This window comes from Mesorhizobium sp. LSJC285A00, from assembly GCF_000503155.1.
In the GTDB taxonomy this organism is placed as follows: domain Bacteria; phylum Pseudomonadota; class Alphaproteobacteria; order Rhizobiales; family Rhizobiaceae; genus Mesorhizobium.
In genome coordinates this window covers 1-17,345 of record NZ_AYVK01000046.1, presented here as the reverse complement: position 1 = coordinate 17,345, position 17,345 = coordinate 1, and the positions used below count along the sequence as shown (strand labels likewise).

Below are 17,345 nucleotides of genomic sequence, written 5' to 3'. Positions count from 1 at the left end.
CAAAGGTGAGCGATAGCGTTCGAACTTTTGCAGCATTGTCTCTCCGGAACGCGATGGAGCTGAATTAGCCATGCACGAGTCACTTTAGAGGCGTCTTTGATTTGCGTCGTCTGTGTTATCCGACGCCCAAAAGTACGCCATTGAGGGTTGCAACCGCACGCCGGCATACTGCGAGCGGCTACCAATATGGCATTCACGAACTGCCTCTCCTGGATTAAACCAGAGTGACCTGATCGCGGTCGCCATCGACTTCTCAAGCAAAGTATTCCTTCGAATATCTTCTCAATATTTATTCCAAAGTGGTGCCAGCTTGAGCACTGACCTTGTCATGGCACCTCAAGGCAGCAGCAGCGATATGGCCAGCATTTGATCGCGCTGGAGCAAATCTGCGGATTCATTCGTCACCTCATTAAGGTCTGGCGTCTCGGATCCAACTTCCTTGGGACTGCCGAAATGCTCAGCCCTCTGGCCAACTCGGCTATCGCAGCCAGACCGCCAGATCAGAAAGAGCACGCTTGCGAAATACGCCAGCTGAAGGAGCAGGGAACAAGCCAGGGTGGTGACGACTACTGTGCCGATTGAATGAGATGCGAAGTAGACAGTCAGTGCGGTGCTGCACAGCACCACCCCTAGGACTCGACAAAACATTCTAAAGGGCAACGCCGTTCTCCTGGTTTTGTCTCCTCAGATCACGCTGCGACCTGATCGGCCGCAACATGGGTCTGGCAGTTCTTCGGGCAGACGCGGGCGCAGGCCCCGCAGCCAATGCAGCGGCCAGCATGATCCACGACCATGATCATGCGATTGAGCTCGCCATCGAAATCGTCGTCTTCGCCGTCGCAGGCGCCGAGGATTTCACCCGCGTCATCGACGCCGTAAAGATGCATGACCTCGCGAGAGCAGACTTTGAAACAGCGGCCGCAGCCGATGCAGGTCGTGCCGTCTATAGCGGTGAGATATTCCGGCACCCATCCGGAGCCGTCGCGGGTGATAAATGTGTTCGTCATCGTAACTTCTTCATTGCAGCGAGCGCTCTCTTGGCACCATCCAACTCGGAAAAAACCGCCGACTTTCCTGAGCAACTTCCTCTATCTCAGTCCATTTTCCCGGGAGATCCTCTGCAAGGTCGCAATTGCATCTTGGCAAAGCGCGCAGCTGAAGCCTTCGGACTTTCTTCGCCATCTCGTCTAGCTTTCACATAAATCCTTCCTCGAAATCGGTTTCTTCACGCCCGTGCCACGTCGGGCTAAGCTTCGATGGCTGAAGTCGAATCGTCGACCAGTTTCGTACCGGCCTCCTCGATCTTCCTGGAACGTCTCGAAGCCGAACCCATGGACGTCTGGACAGAAAGACGAGTTGCCCGACCATGAAAAGGACGGCCCGAAGTCCTTACGGTTTCATCTCCACGATTGGCGATGTCACCGGGCGGAGACGCTCTGCAATGGCAAGCCCGACGGCGGTGTAAAACAAATCGAGCCTCCACAGCACGTCCGGATCGGGGTAGCCCATGCCACGGATCGCTTGGCGCTTTCCTGGTGATGATGAAGTCGGCCAGCAGCGTGGCGTCAGATTTGCCTTCCCATAAGCAGTAGGACTCCTGAGCACGGATCATCCGCACCAGGCATTTGACGAACGGGGTCGCAAGGGCCGCCTCGTCCTCGTTGACAGCTAGGCTGACCGCGGCATCAGACATTTCGCCTTTTGCTCATTTCAGTCCTCTTCCTCGAAGCACGATGTCTTTTTTCTGGGGCGCCTACTTCGGGCACACTTGCGCAGCCGATGCTTGGCTCGGCCCCGCTGATTCCACGCAATTGATGTCCCTCGGGCCGACCTTGAACACGTCCTTGACTGCGACGTCTTCCACGCGAATTCGCGTCGAAGATCGCTTCCGCCGCAACGCGGGAGGCCATGAAGATTCGAGCCTCCATCCTGCTGCAAACGATGGACCAAGTGCTGCATGGACCTCCTTCCTGCGGGCACGCCAGGGAAATGGACGAATCGGCCAGTAAGCCATTTCGACCAATTACCCTTTTTTATCTTTCTTCCTCGGCCGACCGCGATTTGGCACCTTGGGGAAACTGTTTTGCGGAGCCGCAAAGAGAGCGCCGCAACAAGCCTTCGCACCCCTGTACCTGGCGAGGGCCTGCAGCAAATCCGGCAGATGCTGCTCTTTCAATTCGGCTGGGATAGGCTCCGGGCCGTCCAGCGACGTCAGTGCCAGTTCGACCAACTCGATCGCGCGATCATTGTTGCCGTTCTCGTGATAGTACCGGGCGACCGCGGGATAGGACCGGAACTTAGGACTGTCGCCTGGCGGGGGATTTAGCGCCAGGATGTGTTCGGACAGCTCCTTGCCCATCGCGAAGCGCTCAGCAGGGGGAAGGCGCGAATGGTCATTGGCCGGATGGAAAAGTTGGTCTAGCGCCGAAACCATCCAATCCTCGGAATTTTTGTCGATCGCGTCCCGAGCCAATTGGCGCATCGCGGGCAAGCCGGTCCACATGTCTTGCATTTTTTGAAGCAACAGATGCGCATGGGCCAGGCGGAAATTGAGGTCGTCCGGCATCAAGGCAATGCCCTCTTCGATAGCCCAGAGCGCCGTCTTCCAATCTTCCAACTTCACCGCCGCCCAGAACCTGTCATCGATCGGCTTCTTCAACGCTTGTCCGCGCGCCAGGGGTTCGCTTGTTGCGATCCGCTGCTGATCGGCCGCTTTCGCTTTGTTGCTGGTACGCCAGCTGCCGTTGAGCACTTTCGGCAAAACCTCACCTAGTTGGCTCGGATGACCGATAAAGGCGATGCAGCCGTCTCGGTCGACTACGAACGAGGTCGGAACCCCGACGCAAAAGCTGGGTTCCCTCCAAAGCTTCTTCATTTCGCCTGTGAAGTCGAACGCAATCCGATGATTCAGATCCGGGCACTTTTCGGCCAACCACGCGTCCAACTTGGTCCGGGCCTCGACGGCCGTTGGAACGTCTTCATCAGCCGCGATCCCGACGATCTCGAGTCCGCTGTACTTGTATTTCTCCTGTAGCTGCATCAGCTCGAGCATCTCCGCCGCACGTAGTTCGCACCAAGTTGCCCGAAATTCGACGATATAGACTTTGCCGCGCTGGAAGGTCGCAAGGGGCTCGCCACGCAGCCAGTCCTCCACTTTGATTGAAGGAGCCGGTGACCCCATCTGCAACACCAAGTCGCTCTCCAAAGCTGTTGCCAAAGGTCGCGTGACCTTATGCGCGAGCTTGTTCCCCTTTTGAGACGGAGCACGCGGGTTCGAGGAAGGGAGAGCATCGCTCGTCTTGCGCATCTGCGTGCAGTCAGCCTCAGTCAGTGTTGCTGAATCTCAATTCGCAAAGGCCGTGCCAACGCGCTCAGCGTGCAGTAAACGCTTGATTGTATTTAAAAAAGCTCCTGGGCGACTAGAGCCGGTTGTACTAGTCGCGACATGTTTTCTGCCATTGTCAGGTCTTGGACACGCATCACCCGCTTCGCGTCGGCACAGAAGCGTGGCCACGGACGTCTCGACATATAGGGACGAACAGATGGACATCATGACTGCGTTGGCTAGCGCCAGCCACGTCATCACCGTCCGCCTCAAGGCTTGCTTGAGCTTCTTCCCGTTCCGGTCGCTCAGCGGAACGCCATTGCGATTGCAGGGGCCGCTCCCTCCGAGCATCGCCTCTGCCCTACCTCTTCCGCTTTGCGCTTGAATTCCTGGCTCGCAACGCCAGAGTTTCACGAAGAAGCCGGTTATGTTCGGCTGCGGGTCGAGTACCGTCATCGTCAGATGTGATTGTGGCGAAGAGGGCCAGGATGAATGCCGGCCTGTGCCGGGCCGGTGAACTCTCACCGGTCCTACTTTTGTTGTTCTGTGTCCCTTGGCAGGACCTACAAGGACCACATGGTGCGATGTGAGCGCTGTCGGAATTGACCGGCCTCAAGGCCGCTCGGTCGCCACGCGGTGGGCCGGGCAGTATGAAAACGCCGAAGATGCGGCCGCCCCCGTCGCTGACCCGGCTACCATCCCAGGGCGATGACACGTGATTGATGCCACCGTTCGCGCCGAGGGCCGGCAAGAGCCCGACTGTCGGACTCGAAGGTCGGTGCCTTTGCCCGCTGCACGGTCGTTGCCGTCTTCCGTTCCCCGCCAATGGTGAAGGAAATCGTGATAACGCCCATACGATGAGGCTATGGTTCGAACGCAGCCTGCCGCGCTGAAACGACTATCTTTCTCGACCCGACGCCGGCTCGAGTATCGCTGGTTTGAGCGCATTGAGGAGGCTTGGGCCTCTGCCCGGCCATTGTATGCGGCGTTACAGGTTGGCTCGGCGAGCAGACACCGAGCGCGTTAGAGGCGTCCGGGAATGTTCTTCGCGACGGCGCTCGCAAGTTGCTCGCGAAACCTGCTCGTTTGCGGCGACCTTCCTGCGACTTGGTATCAGGGTAGGTGACCAGCGGAGTAGAGCTTGGAACAGCGTCGGTGCCACTTCAGAACCCGTCAGCGGGCCAAAAACAGCGGCAATGGCGGCTTGCCAACTATCCATCTTGTCACGCTACCGAAGAGCCGCTCGCGCAGCCGGCGGCTGCCATAAGCGCCCATGACGATCACGTCGGCAGACGTGTCGATTGCGTGCTGCGCTAGCACCGTGGCTACCGGTTTGCCGCGGCTCGCCAGCCGGTCGACCCAAACCCTAGCACCGTGCCGAGTGAGATAGGCAGCGATATCGGCTCCCGGCTCGGCGCCGTTTCCGGTGCAGGTCGCCTCCGGATCGACGACTGCGACACGAACTTCCTCAGCACCGGATAGCAGATCCAGCGCTTCCCGAACCGAACGGGACGCCTCGACTCGCGAATCCCAGCCGACCAGGACGCGCCGTGGGGACAGAGTCGCCTCAGCGCCCTCCGGGACGACAAGCACCGGCTTTCCCGTATCGAACAAGCTGCCGTTGATAACAAGGGGTCCGAGACTAGTCTCGTTGAGAAGTGCGGGGCCGACGATTGTCAGGTCGGTGCAGAGCGCCCGCTGCCGCACCGCGTCACCGACGCCAGCCTTGTCGCAGTGTTCGGTGTCGACATCATAGCAGCGCCACGTGGCTCTCAGCACTTTGTGAATTTCCCTCAATGTCTTTTCCAGGTTGACCATGTCCTGTGAAAATTCCCGTGCGGCAATGTGGTGTGCGCGATGTCTAGACCACTCGGCGATGCCACCGCCCAACGGCGGAGGGGACCCAATAAGCGGAGGCGACATCAGGAGCGGCGGAGGCGATATAATTAATACGGAAAGATACGCGCCGACCTCGGCGCACAAGCGAGCAGCTATTGCCACGTCCTGATCGGAATGGTCAGCTCCCGTCACACTGAGTATTTTCTTGAAGGCCATCTGACTGCTTCCCCTGAGATGTCGCGCCCGTAGCGCGTTTTCGAACCGCAAGACTTGCCTTCCAACGAAGATGGAGAGTGGCACACCGTCCGTTCGCGATTCAGTCGTCCAGCTTCTCGAGCGAGTAGCCCGCAGACCTGACGGTATGAATGACGCTACCTGGCGAGGCCGCCTTCAGCGCCTTTCTGATCCGGCTGATATGGACGTCGACAGTGCGTTCACCGACATGGATATTGTCCGGCCAGGCCGCGTCGATCAGCTCGTCTCGGCTGAAGACCTTGCCGGGAGCCTCAAGAAATTGCCGCAGCAGGTTGAATTCGAGAGGTCCGAGATGGATGTCGTGGCCATTACCTCGAACCCGGTGAGCATCGAGCTTCATCTCGAGGCTGCCGCAACAGAGCCAGCTGCCGTCTTTTATCCCGTTTGAACCCGGCTGTGGCAGCGCCAACTTCGTGCGTAGACAGTCAAGCAGCTTGGCTGGTGCGAAGGGCCGCACAAAGCTCTCGTCAACACCTGCCTTCAAGAGATCGAGGTGCTGGTTCTCGGCGCCGGGCGCGATCAACGCAATGACGGGCAGACGGCCGGTCCGGGGCTCCCCCTTGAACCGGGCGCAGATTGTGGAGCCTGCCGCGCTTGCTGGCGCGCAGTCCAGGACTACCGCCTGGAGCTCCCGTTGATCGGCCAATGCAAGTGCTTCCTTCACGCCGCCTGCCGGCTCACTCGTGAAGCCGTCCACCCCCAGAATGTGGCTGAGGAACAGATACAACTCGGCATCTTGCGAACAGATCAGTACCACTGGCTTCATCAGCGCTACCCCAAGAGCCATATCGGCCTCGACCGCCTCGATTGAGAGGGCTCGCATGTCCTCAAGGCCTGACATGATGCCCTCTATCGAAAATCGGCTCCATCACGCCCGCGCCACCTCGGGATAAGCCTCAATGGCTGCGGTGCCATCGCCGGCCAGTTGGGTACCGGCCGCGGCGAGTTTCCAGAACGTCTCGAAGCCGAACCGATGGACGTCGCGCAGGGTCTTGGACAGAACGACCAGTCGCCCGGCCGTGAAGAGCACGCGCCCGAAGCCCTCGTGGCTTATCTCCATCATCGGCGATGCCATCAGGCCGGAGCGTTCCTCAATCGCAAGCCCGACGGCGGTGTAGAACTTATCGAGCCTCCACAGCACGTCCGGATCGGGATCGCCGACGATTGGAATTGCACGGCGCTGTTCCCTGGTGATGATGAAGTCGCCCAGCAGCTCGGCGTCCGATTTGCCTTCCCATGACCCGTGGGAATCATTGGCACGGATCAGCCGCACGAGGCATTTGACGAACGGGGCGGCAAGGGCCGCCTCGTCCTCGGTGGCGGCAGTGCTAACAGCGGCTTCAAACATTTCGCCCACTCCTCATTTCAGCTTTCGCCCTCGAAGGAGGGTTTCTGTTCAGCGACACCTGCCTGCGCCAGCACCTTGCGCAGCCAAGGGGGAGGACACGTCCTGAGCATCATCTGCGTGCGCAACAGCACCTCTTGGATGGTCTGGGGCTGCGGCACTTTGATCGGATGGATCTTTGCGGAAACAAGTTTGGCTGCCGAAGGTCCGCCGATCGCCAGACAAAACAGGAGATGACAGCCCTTTAGCGCCTCCACCTTCGGGGTGATGCGGTCGTAGCCCTCAGTTCGGTGCTTCCCGCTCTCGTCGGAAACATCATCGAAGGCCACGGCTTCCACGAGATTCCACTCCTCGCGCATCACGTCGTAGACAGCAAAGCGCCTGGCCGACCCGAAATGGGCGTTGAGGTTCTTCATGTCCTGCGTGGCGATGGCCACGCGCAATGCGCCGGCTTGGCATTCCGGCGTCGGTGCGTGAACCTGGTCAGTGACGAGCGAGAGGCGACGGACGGAGCTCATCTGGGGTTTCTCGCTTACGGAGGGGATCAAGCGCCTCAGGCGTCGGCGCTCGCCCGTTTGCTTGAAAAATGTTGGCAACCTCGAAGATCAGGTCGCGGGTCCCCTGGTAGAGGATTGTGAGCTTGTGCTGGGCACCGAGCCGGTCGAAGATCGGGAAGCCGACCCGCATGAGCGGGATGCCGAGGCGCTGCGCCGACTGGCGGCCGTGGGAATGAGTAACGAGAAGATCAGCGCCGGCGCCAAGAGCTTCCAAATCGCCGAGATCGCCGATTTGAACCGACTGCGCCGGTACTTCCTCCACAATTTTCGACTTAGCGGCCGTTGTGACCGCCGCCGCGATTTCGGAGCCCATGCCGATGAAGAAGCTCGCGAGTTGGTAGAGTTGGTCTGGTTCAGCAGCGATCGCAATTTTCTTGCCTCCAAAGTGGAAATGTCCGTCGAGCAACGCGTCCTGCAACTGCGACCGCTGACGGCGCACCCCAGACGGTGCCGCCGCGCCCGAAACCGTAGACAGCAACGAGACGAACCGGTCGGCGTCCCTCAATCCAGTCAACGACCGGAACAGCACGTAAGAAACCCCGGTCATCCCCTGCAGCACCTCGGCCGGGCGGCGCATATGCTCGCCGATGACAATGCATCGCTCGGCCGTGCCTAGCTCGCGGATATCTTTGACGCTGGTGCCGCCATAGGTGGTCGTGACCCAACGGTCGGGCACCGTACCGTCGAGCGAGCCGGAGACGTCCGGCAAAATCACCGGCTTCAGTCCAAAGCTCTCAACCATCTCACGCAAATGCTCGATGTCAGCCACAGTGAGGTTCCAGCCAGGCAGGATCACGATCTTTTTCGATTGCCGGGCCTGCTCGCCGGACCGTGTAATCCCTTCGATCATCGCGGTGACAGCTTTGGCCCAGCCCTCTTCGATCGCGCCATCGAAATCCGGTGTGTTGGCCAGCACCACCTCCGTACCCGCGAGTTCTTTGGTACGCTTCAGCCTGATATTGGCGATATCTCCTGCGCAGTCGTCGCCCCGGGTTTCCACAAGTGCGGTCGTGCAAACCCCGATCAGCGTTGGCTTTATGCGGGCCTTGAGGTTGAGGATAGCCTCTTCCAGATGGTCTGGCCCGCCGAGGATCGTTGCCACCTCGTCCATCGCGGTTGTCTGCAACTGAATGGCTTCCTTGAAATGTCGCACCAAGAGCACGAGCGCGAAGCTGGTGCACCCCTGGCTGCCGTGGAACAACGGCATCGCGCCGTAGACGCCAAGAAAGGCCAAGGCGGCACCCAATGGCTGCGATGACTTCAGCGGATTGACCGCCGCCGCTTTGGTCTGGGGAAGGATGCGGACTATCGGCTTTCCTCGACACTCGCCGAAATCGTTGGCCGTCGTGCCCGCGAATTCCTGGACAGCATGCAAGGTCAGGGTCTCGCTTCTCGTGAGCGGCCGTTCCTCCCTCACCGTAGGCTGGCAATCCCATGGTGCCGGCTCCCGCACCTGCGCCCAGATCGGATTGTGAATGGCGATGTCGATCTGGCGTACGAGTTCCACCATGCCGTCATAGCCGGCGTAAGGGTGTTGGCGCTCCTGGTTGATATCGAGCCAGGGTGTCTTGGCCTTCAGAGCGACGAATTGCGTTCGCCCGCCCGACAGCAGGATATCCGCCTTGCGTTCTGAGAGCATGGCGTAGAGCTCGCGCGGCGCCATCTGCTCAAATATGTGGTTGTCGTCGTTGAGCATCTGCTTGATGCGCGCCTTGTCTTCGACGGTCGACTTCTTGACAGAGGTTCCGACGATCTCGATCCCGATCTCCATCAGCGCATGGACGACCGACCAGGACTTCACGCCGCCGGTGTTAAGTAGCACGCGCTTGCCTGCGAGCCTCGGCTGGTAGGCCGCTAGCCTCTTCCAAGCGATCGCCTCTTCCTCTGCAATCAATACCTCGGTGCGGCCGAGGATCTCCGGATCGGCACCCTTCTTCACGAGCAGCTGAGACATTTGTCGGAGCGCTTCAGACGTGGCGCTGATGCCGTAGAAGGAGCCCTCGAAAAACGGGATGCCCCAGCGCTGCTCCATCTTGCGGGCGAGATTGATGAGCGCGGTCGAGCACACCACCATAGCCGCCCGGGCGCGGTGCGCGCAGGCAATGTCGAAGTAACGCGCGTCACCCGGAATGCTGGCGCGCACCCGGATCCCGAGCCGATCCAGCAGCGGCTTCACCAGCCAGAATTCGCCCGAGAGGTTGAATTCGCCAAGAATGTTGATATCGTAAGGGCCGGCATCGTCGGGCTCGATCGTGCCGATGACATGCTCGAGCAACGCCTCGCCGGCAAGCTTGTTGCCGAGATTCTTGGAGCCGACGAAGCCCGGCGCATTGACCGGTACAACGGCCAAGCCGTACTTTTCCGCCGCGCGCTTGCAGACGGCCTCGATGTCGTCGCCGATCAGCGCCGTCACGCAGGTCGGATAAACGAAGATCGCCGGCGGCCCATACGCTTCCTTGATCTCGAGGATCGCTTTGAAAAGCTTCCGCTCGCCCTGCCCCATCACAACATCGAGTTCGGTGAGGTCGGTCGTGAAGCTTGTGCGCCACAGGGCTGGCCCGGACGAAGCCGCACCGCGGTTGTCCCAGGAATTGCCCTCGCAGGCGAGCGGCGCATGGATCAAATGCGCAACGTCGGTGATCGGCTGCAGCACGATCTTGGCGCCATCGAAGGCACAGCCGCCGGCCGCCGCCCCAGGGGTCAGTGGCTTCGAACAGCCCTCCTTGCGCGCCTTGGCATCCTTGCCACGGTTCTTTTCGCAGCCAGGCTCGTTGAAGACATCCTGGATTTTGGCTCTGAGCAAGGACATTGCGTCGGTCTCCAAAGTCCCTCGGGAAGACGACCGGCCAAAGCCGACGTCAAGCTTAGCGGGTGAGGTCATACGAATAGTCCGTCACGCCCGTCTCGCTTGTCTCGCGATCGAGCTTGTCGAAGATCTTGTCGAGGATCGTCGTCAGCACGCGCAACCCGCCTTGGTAGCCCATCAGCGCAAACCGATGGTGATGGTGGCGATCGAAGATCGGAAACGTCAGCCGGATCAGCGGCGTGCCCGTGTCGCGTTCCAGATACTTGCCATAGGAGTTGCCGATCAGCAGGTCCACCGGCTCGGTGAAGAGCAGCGAGCGCATCGCCCAGAGGTCCTTGCCCGCCCAGACTTGAGCATCCTTGCCGAAGGGCGATGATGCAAGCAGTTCCTTCAACTCCGCTTCCCATGCCGACGTGCCGTTGGTGGCGAGGCAATGGGTCGGCTCGCCGCCCGTCTCCATGATGAAGCGGGCCATGGCGTAGACAAAGTCCGGATCGCCGTAAATGGCGTATTTCTTACCGTGCAGCCACGATTGGCTGTCCGCCATGGCGTCGACAAGTCGGCCCCGCTCGAGGCGAATTGCCTCCGGGATTTGCTTACCGGAAATCGCGGAAACCTCCATCAGGAAGTCGTCAGTCGCCTTTACACCGAGCGGGTAATGGAACGAGGCCGTCGCCTGCCCCACCCCCTCGCAATACTCTAGTGTTTTTCGGCTGTTGTAATGCTGCAGCGACAGCGTCGCCTCGGCGTTGAGTGCCTTCCTCACGTCTTCGATCTTCGTGCCGCCGTCATACATGCGGTATTCGCCGTCGGACGGCGTGTCGAACTGGTCAGAGGCGTCTTGGATCAAGGTATAGGACACGCCTATCAGGTCGAGCAGGCGCTTGAGTTCCCGGTTGTTGCCAACACAGAATCCGTCGAAGCCCGGAATGACGTTGATGGTCCCCTCGGCTTCCGTTCGCTCCTCGCCTTTCCAGAAATGCTCCAAAATCCCCTTGAGCGTGACGTCGTAGCCATCGACATGACTGCCGACAAAGGCCGGCGTATGGGCGAAGGGGACGTCGAAGTCGCGCGGGACCGAGCCTTCGTCCTTGGCGTTCTCGATGAAGCTGTGCAGGTCATCGCCAATGACCTCCGCCATACAAGTGGTCGAGACGGCGATCATCTTCGGGTCGTAGAGTTGGTACGTGTTGGCGAGCCCGTCGACCAGGTTCTTCAGGCCGCCGAACACTGCCGCGTCCTCGGTCATCGAGGAGGAAACCGCCGAAGCAGGCTCCTTGAAATGGCGCGACAGGTGCGAGCGGTAATAGGCGACGCAGCCCTGGCTGCCGTGGACGAAGGACATGGTTCGCTCGAAGCCTGCCGCCGCGAACACCGCGCCGAGCGGCTGGCAGGCCTTGGCGGGGTTCACGACAAGCGCTTCGCGAGCAAGGTTCTTTTCGCGGTATTCCCACGTCTTGGTGAATTCGCGTTGGTCGGTAACGACCTGGTCCGGGTGCGGACATTCGAAATTCAGCCTCTTCTCGGCAAGCATCTGCCTGTATTCCGGCTCGCGGAACAGGGGCGCGTGGTCGAGAACTTTTTCAGCCGACTGCGGCATGGGTGGTTACCTCTTTCCATCTGGCCCGCCATACGGCGGCACAGGGACGTCGAAAGTTTCAGGTCTCCCGCGGACAAGCGGCCACAGGCGTTCACGGCCTCCCGGTTTCCGGGAGGCCAGGCTCTTCATTCGGCCGCAATCGCCGCCGACGGCTCGGCTTTTTTCTTCCAGGGGGCGTCGTAGAGGCCCCAGACCGGGTTGTTGATGGCCAGATCCATGTCGCGGGCGAAAATGGCGAAGCCGTCGTAGCCGTGATACGGGCCTGAATAATCCCAGGAATGCATTTGACGGAACGGTATGCCCATCTTCTGGACCGGGTACTTCTCTTTGATGCCGGAGCCCACGAGATCAGGGCGGATCCCCTCGATGAACTTCTCCAACTCGTAACCAGTCACGTCGTCATAGATCAGCGTGCCCTTCTTCACGTAGTGGCCGGTGCGCTGATAGTCGTCGTTATGGCCAAATTCGTAGCCAGTGCCCACGATCACCATGCCCAGGTCCTCGTATGCCGTGACGACGTGACGGGGGCGCAGCCCGCCGACATAGAGCATCACCGTCCTGCCTTCGAGGCGCGGGCGGTACTTGGCTATGACCCCTTCGACCAGCGGCCGGTATTTGGCGATGACCGCCTCGGCCTTGGCCTCGATTTCCGGCCCGAAGTGCTTGGCTATCTTGCGCAGAGAGGCTTCGGTCTGGGAGGGGCCGAAGAAATTGTACTCCATCCAGGCGATGCCATACTTTTCCTCCATGTGCCGGCAGATGTAGTTCATCGACCTGTAGCAATGGATGAGATTTAGCTTCGCCTTTGGCGCTCGCTCTATTTCGGCCAGCGTAGCGTCGCCCGACCAGTTGCCGACCACGCGCAGACCCATCTCCTCGAGCAGGATGCGCGAAGCCCAGGCGTCGCCGCCGATATTATAGTCGCCGACCACATTGACATCGTATGGGCCGGCTTCGAACTCGACGTCCTTCTTCTCGAACACCCAGTCGCGGATCGCGTCGTTGGCGATGTGGTGGCCGAGGGATTGCGAGACGCCGCGGAAGCCCTCGCAGCGCACCGGCACGATTGTCTTTTCGTGCTGCTTGGCCTTGTTGCGGGACACAGCTTCGGTGTCGTCGCCAATCAAGCCGATCGGGCATTCGGACTGCACAGTCATGCCCTTGTTCAGCGGAAACAGTTCCTCGATCTCATCGATGATCCGTTCCAGCTTCTTGTCGCCGCCGAAAACAATGTCCTTCTCCTGGAAATCGGAGGTGAACTGCATCGTGACGAACGTGTCGATGCCGGTCGTGCCGACGTAGTAGTTGCGGCGTTGAGACCAGGAATATTGCCCGCAGCCGACCGGGCCGTGCGAGATATGGACCATATCCTTGACTGGACCCCACACCACGCCTTTCGAGCCGGCATAGGCGCAGCCGCGAATCGTCATCACGCCGGGGATGGACTTGATGTTCGATTTGACCTCGCATTCGGAAAGGACCTCGCTTTCCTCGCCAGCCTCGTCGCCGCTCTTTGCGACGCTGAGGTGCTTTTTGCGGCGCTTCGCCGACTTGTCGGGATATTGGGACAGCACCTCCTCGATAAGCTTCGCATGGAGGGCACCGTCATTCTCGTATTCCAGGCTCATGGGACCCCTTTCAAGGTTCAGGGTGACGCCTCACCGACGAGGCGCTGTTCTTTGAAAGGCGCACCAGGTCAGGCGGCGCCTCATGTCGGCAGCGGTCGCTACTGCGCGGCCGCCTTAGCCGCTTCCTTGACCTGAAGCTCGGCAAGCATCTGCTCGTCCGTCTTCATGATGCCGAAGTCGAGCAGCATGTCCTCGAGCTCCTCCATGGTGATCGGGGTGGGGATGGTGCCCTGGCCCGAATTCCCGTGGATCTTCTCGGCCAGCGCCCTGTATTCCCCGGCCTGCTTGGAGTCCGGCGCATACTGGATCACAGACATCTTCCTGAGCTCGGCGTGCTGGACGATGTTGTCGCGCGGCACGAAGTGGATAAGCTTGGAATTGAGCCTGGAAGCCAGCGCTTCGGCGAGGTCGAGCTCGCGGTCCGTTTGGCGCTCGTTGCAAATCAGGCCGCCGAGCCGCACGCCGCCCGAATGGGCGTATTTCAGGATACCCTTGGCGATGTTGTTGGCGGCGTAGAGCGCCATCATCTCGCCGGACATGACGATATAGATTTCCTGGGCCTTGTTCTCGCGGATCGGCATCGCGAAACCGCCACACACCACATCCCCGAGCACGTCGTAGGAGACATAGTCGACGTCGTCGTAGGCGCCGTTCTCCTCGAGGAAGTTGATCGAGGTGATCACGCCGCGGCCGGCGCAGCCGACACCCGGCTCGGGTCCGCCCGACTCCACGCATTTGATGCCTTTGTACCCGACCTTGAGCACGTCCGCGAGTTCCAGGTCTTCCACCGAACCTTCCTCTGCCGCGAGATGCAGGACGGTATCCTGCGCCTTCGCGTTCAGGATCAGGCGGGTGGAGTCGGCTTTGGGGTCGCAGCCGACGATGAGGATTCTTTGCCCGAGGTCGACAAGGGCGGCGAGCGTATTTTGGGAGGTGGTGGACTTGCCGATGCCGCCCTTGCCGTAAAAGGCGATCTGACGCAAACCTGACATGTAGCTTTCCTTCCTTCGTTCCATTCATCGCGGCTGCCGCGACATGAATGCCGGTCGGGCAGCTGTAGCCGCCTCGCACCTAAGGATCTCAAGACTCGTGCCAATTTGGCTGGTCGAGCCGAAGGATAATTTTATCGTTGATTTACAGGGGTTTAGCTTGAGTTCCAAGAAAGGATTGTCGGAACAGCCCGTGTAGCGGACGCGACATTGCCGACACAAAGCGTCGGATCGCGATCCTCAGTCACCGCATTCGTTTGAACCGCATCGTTATGTTGAAGTGGACGAACAGCAGCTCGATCCTGTTGGGTGAATTGCGGGATGCTGTCTGTTCCGGCGAGTTGACGTGCTTGCTCACGCGTGTCCTCGTGGACACTCCGCGGAATGTTGTGCCACGCTGGCATACCTTCGATCCACGGCCATCCATAGGGCCGCGGGCGGAAAGTTCCGCTATATCAGCAACCCGAGGGGACTTGGCTCACTTATCGGCGCAGGAGTTCAGTATCGGCCTCATCGCCTTCACATGTTCGTCCATCCGCTCGAGCACTTTCGCTGCGACAACGTCGCGTTCAGGCAGATGCCACCAGTACTCGTTGACGAGTTTGACCGTCTCGACCACTGCCTTTAGGATTGCCAGCTCCGGAAGCCTTGCGCGGTTCGCAAATGCTTTCCATCGCGGTGCTGCTAGCGCCTTGAACGAGCGCTCTCTTCCAAGCGACAGCGCCATGGCGTCGGCGGGAATATATGGAACGGTGGAGAGGAGGTCGTAGAGTGGTGCAAGCGCCGGCTTGTCGCCGTTTCCGAGATAGATCAAAGACCAATTCTTCAGGTGCATGTCGCCATTGCCGGTGATGACGCTCAGTGCCAGGCGGCGGACGAAAACGAGAGCCGCCGTAGGCGAGACGGCCACGCAAAGAGCCATGGCTATGTCGTGATAAGCGGCCCCTCATATTTGCGCGAGGGGTAGACACCGAAGACCTGAGCGAAATCCTCGATGTGTATCCTCTCGCCACCGGCGCCGCGATCGAAGCGTTTGACGAGAAGGACCTTGCCCTCCGACAGCGTATTGAATTCTTCGGAAACGCCCTCAAAATCGGACTTCTCGACCAGTTCGCATTCAGGAACCTCCATGCCGATTGCTGCTGCCAGCGCCAGGTTGGCGAATTCGTTCTCGGAAACGCCCGGAAACGCCGTCGAAGGGAACTTGGCAATGTACCGGCCCTGCTCGTCGTCCATCGGCAAGGTAAGGCCGCCGCCTTCCAATGTTCTTCATGAGCGACAGCTTCATCTGCACGGCGGCAAGCGAGAACCGTGCCTTGGAGTGATCCTTTGAGCCATCCTTCGAAACTGCTATCGCGCCGTCACTGGGCAACGCCCGTACGGCTCCCGGCAGATCGGCGCCCAGTGCCGCTAAAGATCGAAATCATTGCCTGGCCGCACATTGCCTTCGTGATGCCTTTCCATCGCCTCCCGCAATTTCTCTCCGGCAGGAGGTTCGCGAAGAAAGCGGGCAAGGCGCTTGGCAGAGGCTTTGGATCTTTCCGCAATCCTCCCGTCGCTGCCCGAACGACAGGCTGAGAACCGGAAAGCCGCCTGTCGCGCGGTAGGCGTCATCGAAGTTGAACGCATTGAAATCGCCCGGCGTCCTGACGATTGTGCGAATCTTCACTGCATTCAAGAGCACGTCCAGCGACGGGATCGTCTTAGGTTCGCGAAAGACTGGAGCCATGATCGTCATCGTCAGGTTGAGAAACAAAGGCGGGTCGATCGTCATCATCGTGCGGACGCAATAGAGCCTGGACAGCCGACACCATGGCTTGCGGAACCAGCATCATTTCCAGACCGAGCGCGCGAGCGATATTCATGAGCGTAGTCGCACGCGCGGCTGCGGCTCCCTTTTCGATGTCGCGATATCGGGGACGGGATATACCCGCCAAATCAGCGACCTGCTTCTGCGTCATCGCAGCGGCCAACCTCACCTGCCTGAAAAGCCCAGCGATTTCCCGTAGAATTTCCGATTCAGAGTCCATTATGCTACCTATACGATCTATTCCAATGCGCGATGGTACGAAAAGGTATCTCATCCAGCGACAAGTCAATACTTTCATGATCTGTTTGCGTATCATACGTGAAGAAAATGATCTGGAAAGAGATCAATCCTCCTCTCTCCCTTTAGCGCCGCGCGGCAACGTCGTTCCTCCGAGAACTGAACCGCACCGGGTTTTCCGGAGGCCGTTTCGTTTGAGTCACGCGGCCATGGCTGTGTCATCCAGCATGGCGTAGTAGCGTTCCTCGGCTTCGGCCGGCGGGATGTTGCCGATGGGCTCCAGCAGCCGGCGATTGTTGAACCAATCGACCCAACCGAGCTAGCGAACTCGACGGCTTCGAAGTTGCGCCATGGTCCGCGTCGATGGATCACCTCGGCCTTGTAAAGGCCTTTGATCGTTTCGGCGAGAGCATTGTCGTAGCTGTCGCCGACGCTGCCTACCGAAGGCTCGACGCCGGCCTCCGCCAGGCGCTCGGTGTATCTGATAGAGACGTATTGGGCGGCCTCTATCGCCGTGATGGATGAGCCTGCCCCCCTTTACGGCATAGGCGCTAAAATAGGTATTGCCCTGCGGAATCGGGTGTGATTCTACACTGCGATGACACACGAATCGCTTGTTGATGACGGCTGGGCCGAGACGATTGAGCTTCTCGGCGGCGAAGATTTGCTCACGCAGAGCGCCCGCGAGACGAAGGCGTTCCTGCGCCCGCGGGGCGTCAGGTCGGCGAGCGACCTGTTGCGCCTGACACTGGATTACTGCCTTGGCAAGGTTGGCATGCGGGCGTCGTGGCCTGGGCGGCGGCGAGCGGGATTGCCGACATTTCGGACGTGGCGTTGCTTGGCCGGCTGCGCAATGCAGGACCATGGCTGCAGCAGTTGTTGGGCACCTTTTGAAGCGCGAGGATGCAGGTTTGGCCAAAGGCCGACTGGTTCGCATCCTCGATGCGACAGCGG

General features: G+C 59.9%; 13 protein-coding genes and 3 pseudogenes. All 16 read right to left on the bottom strand.

Annotated features, from left to right (window positions below; genetic code table 11):
- Positions 1-336: 336 nt before the first annotated feature.
- Complete coding sequence (locus X726_RS1000000169785) at positions 337-648, bottom strand: exopolysaccharide production repressor protein (RefSeq protein WP_245272168.1); 312 nt, start codon at positions 646-648, stop codon at positions 337-339.
- A 41-nt stretch (positions 649-689) separates the two neighbouring features.
- Positions 690-1,007 carry a ferredoxin III, nif-specific gene (fdxB, locus tag X726_RS142035; RefSeq protein ID WP_023672812.1) on the bottom strand — a complete coding sequence of 106 codons (318 nt, stop codon included), beginning with the start codon at positions 1,005-1,007 and terminating at the stop codon, positions 690-692.
- Between the two features lie 10 nt (positions 1,008-1,017).
- The gene (locus X726_RS1000000169780; protein WP_348626780.1) at positions 1,018-1,182 is read right to left on the bottom strand and encodes a CCE_0567 family metalloprotein; all 165 of its coding nucleotides are present in this window, start codon (positions 1,180-1,182) and stop codon (positions 1,018-1,020) included.
- A gap of 64 nt (positions 1,183-1,246) precedes the next feature.
- Positions 1,247-1,693 (bottom strand): annotated as a pseudogene (locus tag X726_RS01000000167540) (DUF269 domain-containing protein).
- A 330-nt stretch (positions 1,694-2,023) separates the two neighbouring features.
- Positions 2,024-3,193, bottom strand: a complete 1,170-nt coding sequence (locus tag X726_RS142040) for a TlpA disulfide reductase family protein (protein ID WP_031215441.1) — start codon at positions 3,191-3,193, stop codon at positions 2,024-2,026.
- A gap of 1,305 nt (positions 3,194-4,498) precedes the next feature.
- Positions 4,499-5,380 (bottom strand): universal stress protein, encoded by an 882-nt coding sequence (locus X726_RS142045; protein ID WP_023672809.1) that lies wholly within the window; start codon positions 5,378-5,380, stop codon positions 4,499-4,501.
- 100 nt (positions 5,381-5,480) lie between these two features.
- Positions 5,481-6,260 (bottom strand): response regulator transcription factor, encoded by a 780-nt coding sequence (locus tag X726_RS142050; protein WP_023672808.1) that lies wholly within the window; start codon positions 6,258-6,260, stop codon positions 5,481-5,483.
- A gap of 27 nt (positions 6,261-6,287) precedes the next feature.
- Positions 6,288-6,767, bottom strand: a complete 480-nt coding sequence (locus X726_RS142055) for a NifX-associated nitrogen fixation protein (RefSeq protein WP_023672807.1) — start codon at positions 6,765-6,767, stop codon at positions 6,288-6,290.
- 17 nt (positions 6,768-6,784) lie between these two features.
- The gene (gene nifX / locus X726_RS142060; protein WP_023672806.1) at positions 6,785-7,282 is read right to left on the bottom strand and encodes a nitrogen fixation protein NifX; all 498 of its coding nucleotides are present in this window, start codon (positions 7,280-7,282) and stop codon (positions 6,785-6,787) included.
- The gene (locus tag X726_RS1000000169775; RefSeq protein ID WP_084630909.1) at positions 7,248-10,130 is read right to left on the bottom strand and encodes a bifunctional nitrogenase iron-molybdenum cofactor biosynthesis protein NifEN; all 2,883 of its coding nucleotides are present in this window, start codon (positions 10,128-10,130) and stop codon (positions 7,248-7,250) included. The genes nifX and X726_RS1000000169775 overlap by 35 nt, the downstream gene beginning before the upstream one ends.
- Before the next feature lie 55 nt (positions 10,131-10,185).
- A complete protein-coding gene (nifK, locus tag X726_RS142065) occupies positions 10,186-11,727 on the bottom strand; it encodes a nitrogenase molybdenum-iron protein subunit beta (protein ID WP_023672804.1) in 1,542 nt (513 codons plus the stop codon).
- A gap of 125 nt (positions 11,728-11,852) precedes the next feature.
- A complete protein-coding gene (gene nifD, locus X726_RS142070; protein WP_023672803.1) occupies positions 11,853-13,355 on the bottom strand; it encodes a nitrogenase molybdenum-iron protein alpha chain in 1,503 nt (500 codons plus the stop codon).
- A gap of 98 nt (positions 13,356-13,453) precedes the next feature.
- A complete protein-coding gene (nifH, locus tag X726_RS142075) occupies positions 13,454-14,347 on the bottom strand; it encodes a nitrogenase iron protein (protein ID WP_023706403.1) in 894 nt (297 codons plus the stop codon).
- Positions 14,348-14,822: 475 nt separating this feature from the next.
- Positions 14,823-16,073: pseudogene (locus X726_RS01000000167535) on the bottom strand (HipA domain-containing protein).
- Positions 16,048-16,374, bottom strand: coding sequence for a helix-turn-helix transcriptional regulator (locus X726_RS0136405; protein WP_031215439.1), 327 nt, complete (start codon positions 16,372-16,374; stop codon positions 16,048-16,050). Before X726_RS0136405 ends, X726_RS01000000167535 begins: the two are co-directional and overlap by 26 nt.
- 216 nt (positions 16,375-16,590) lie before the next feature.
- Positions 16,591-16,917 (bottom strand): annotated as a pseudogene (locus X726_RS1000000169770) (integrase core domain-containing protein); the annotation flags it as partial.
- Positions 16,918-17,345 lie beyond the last annotated feature (428 nt).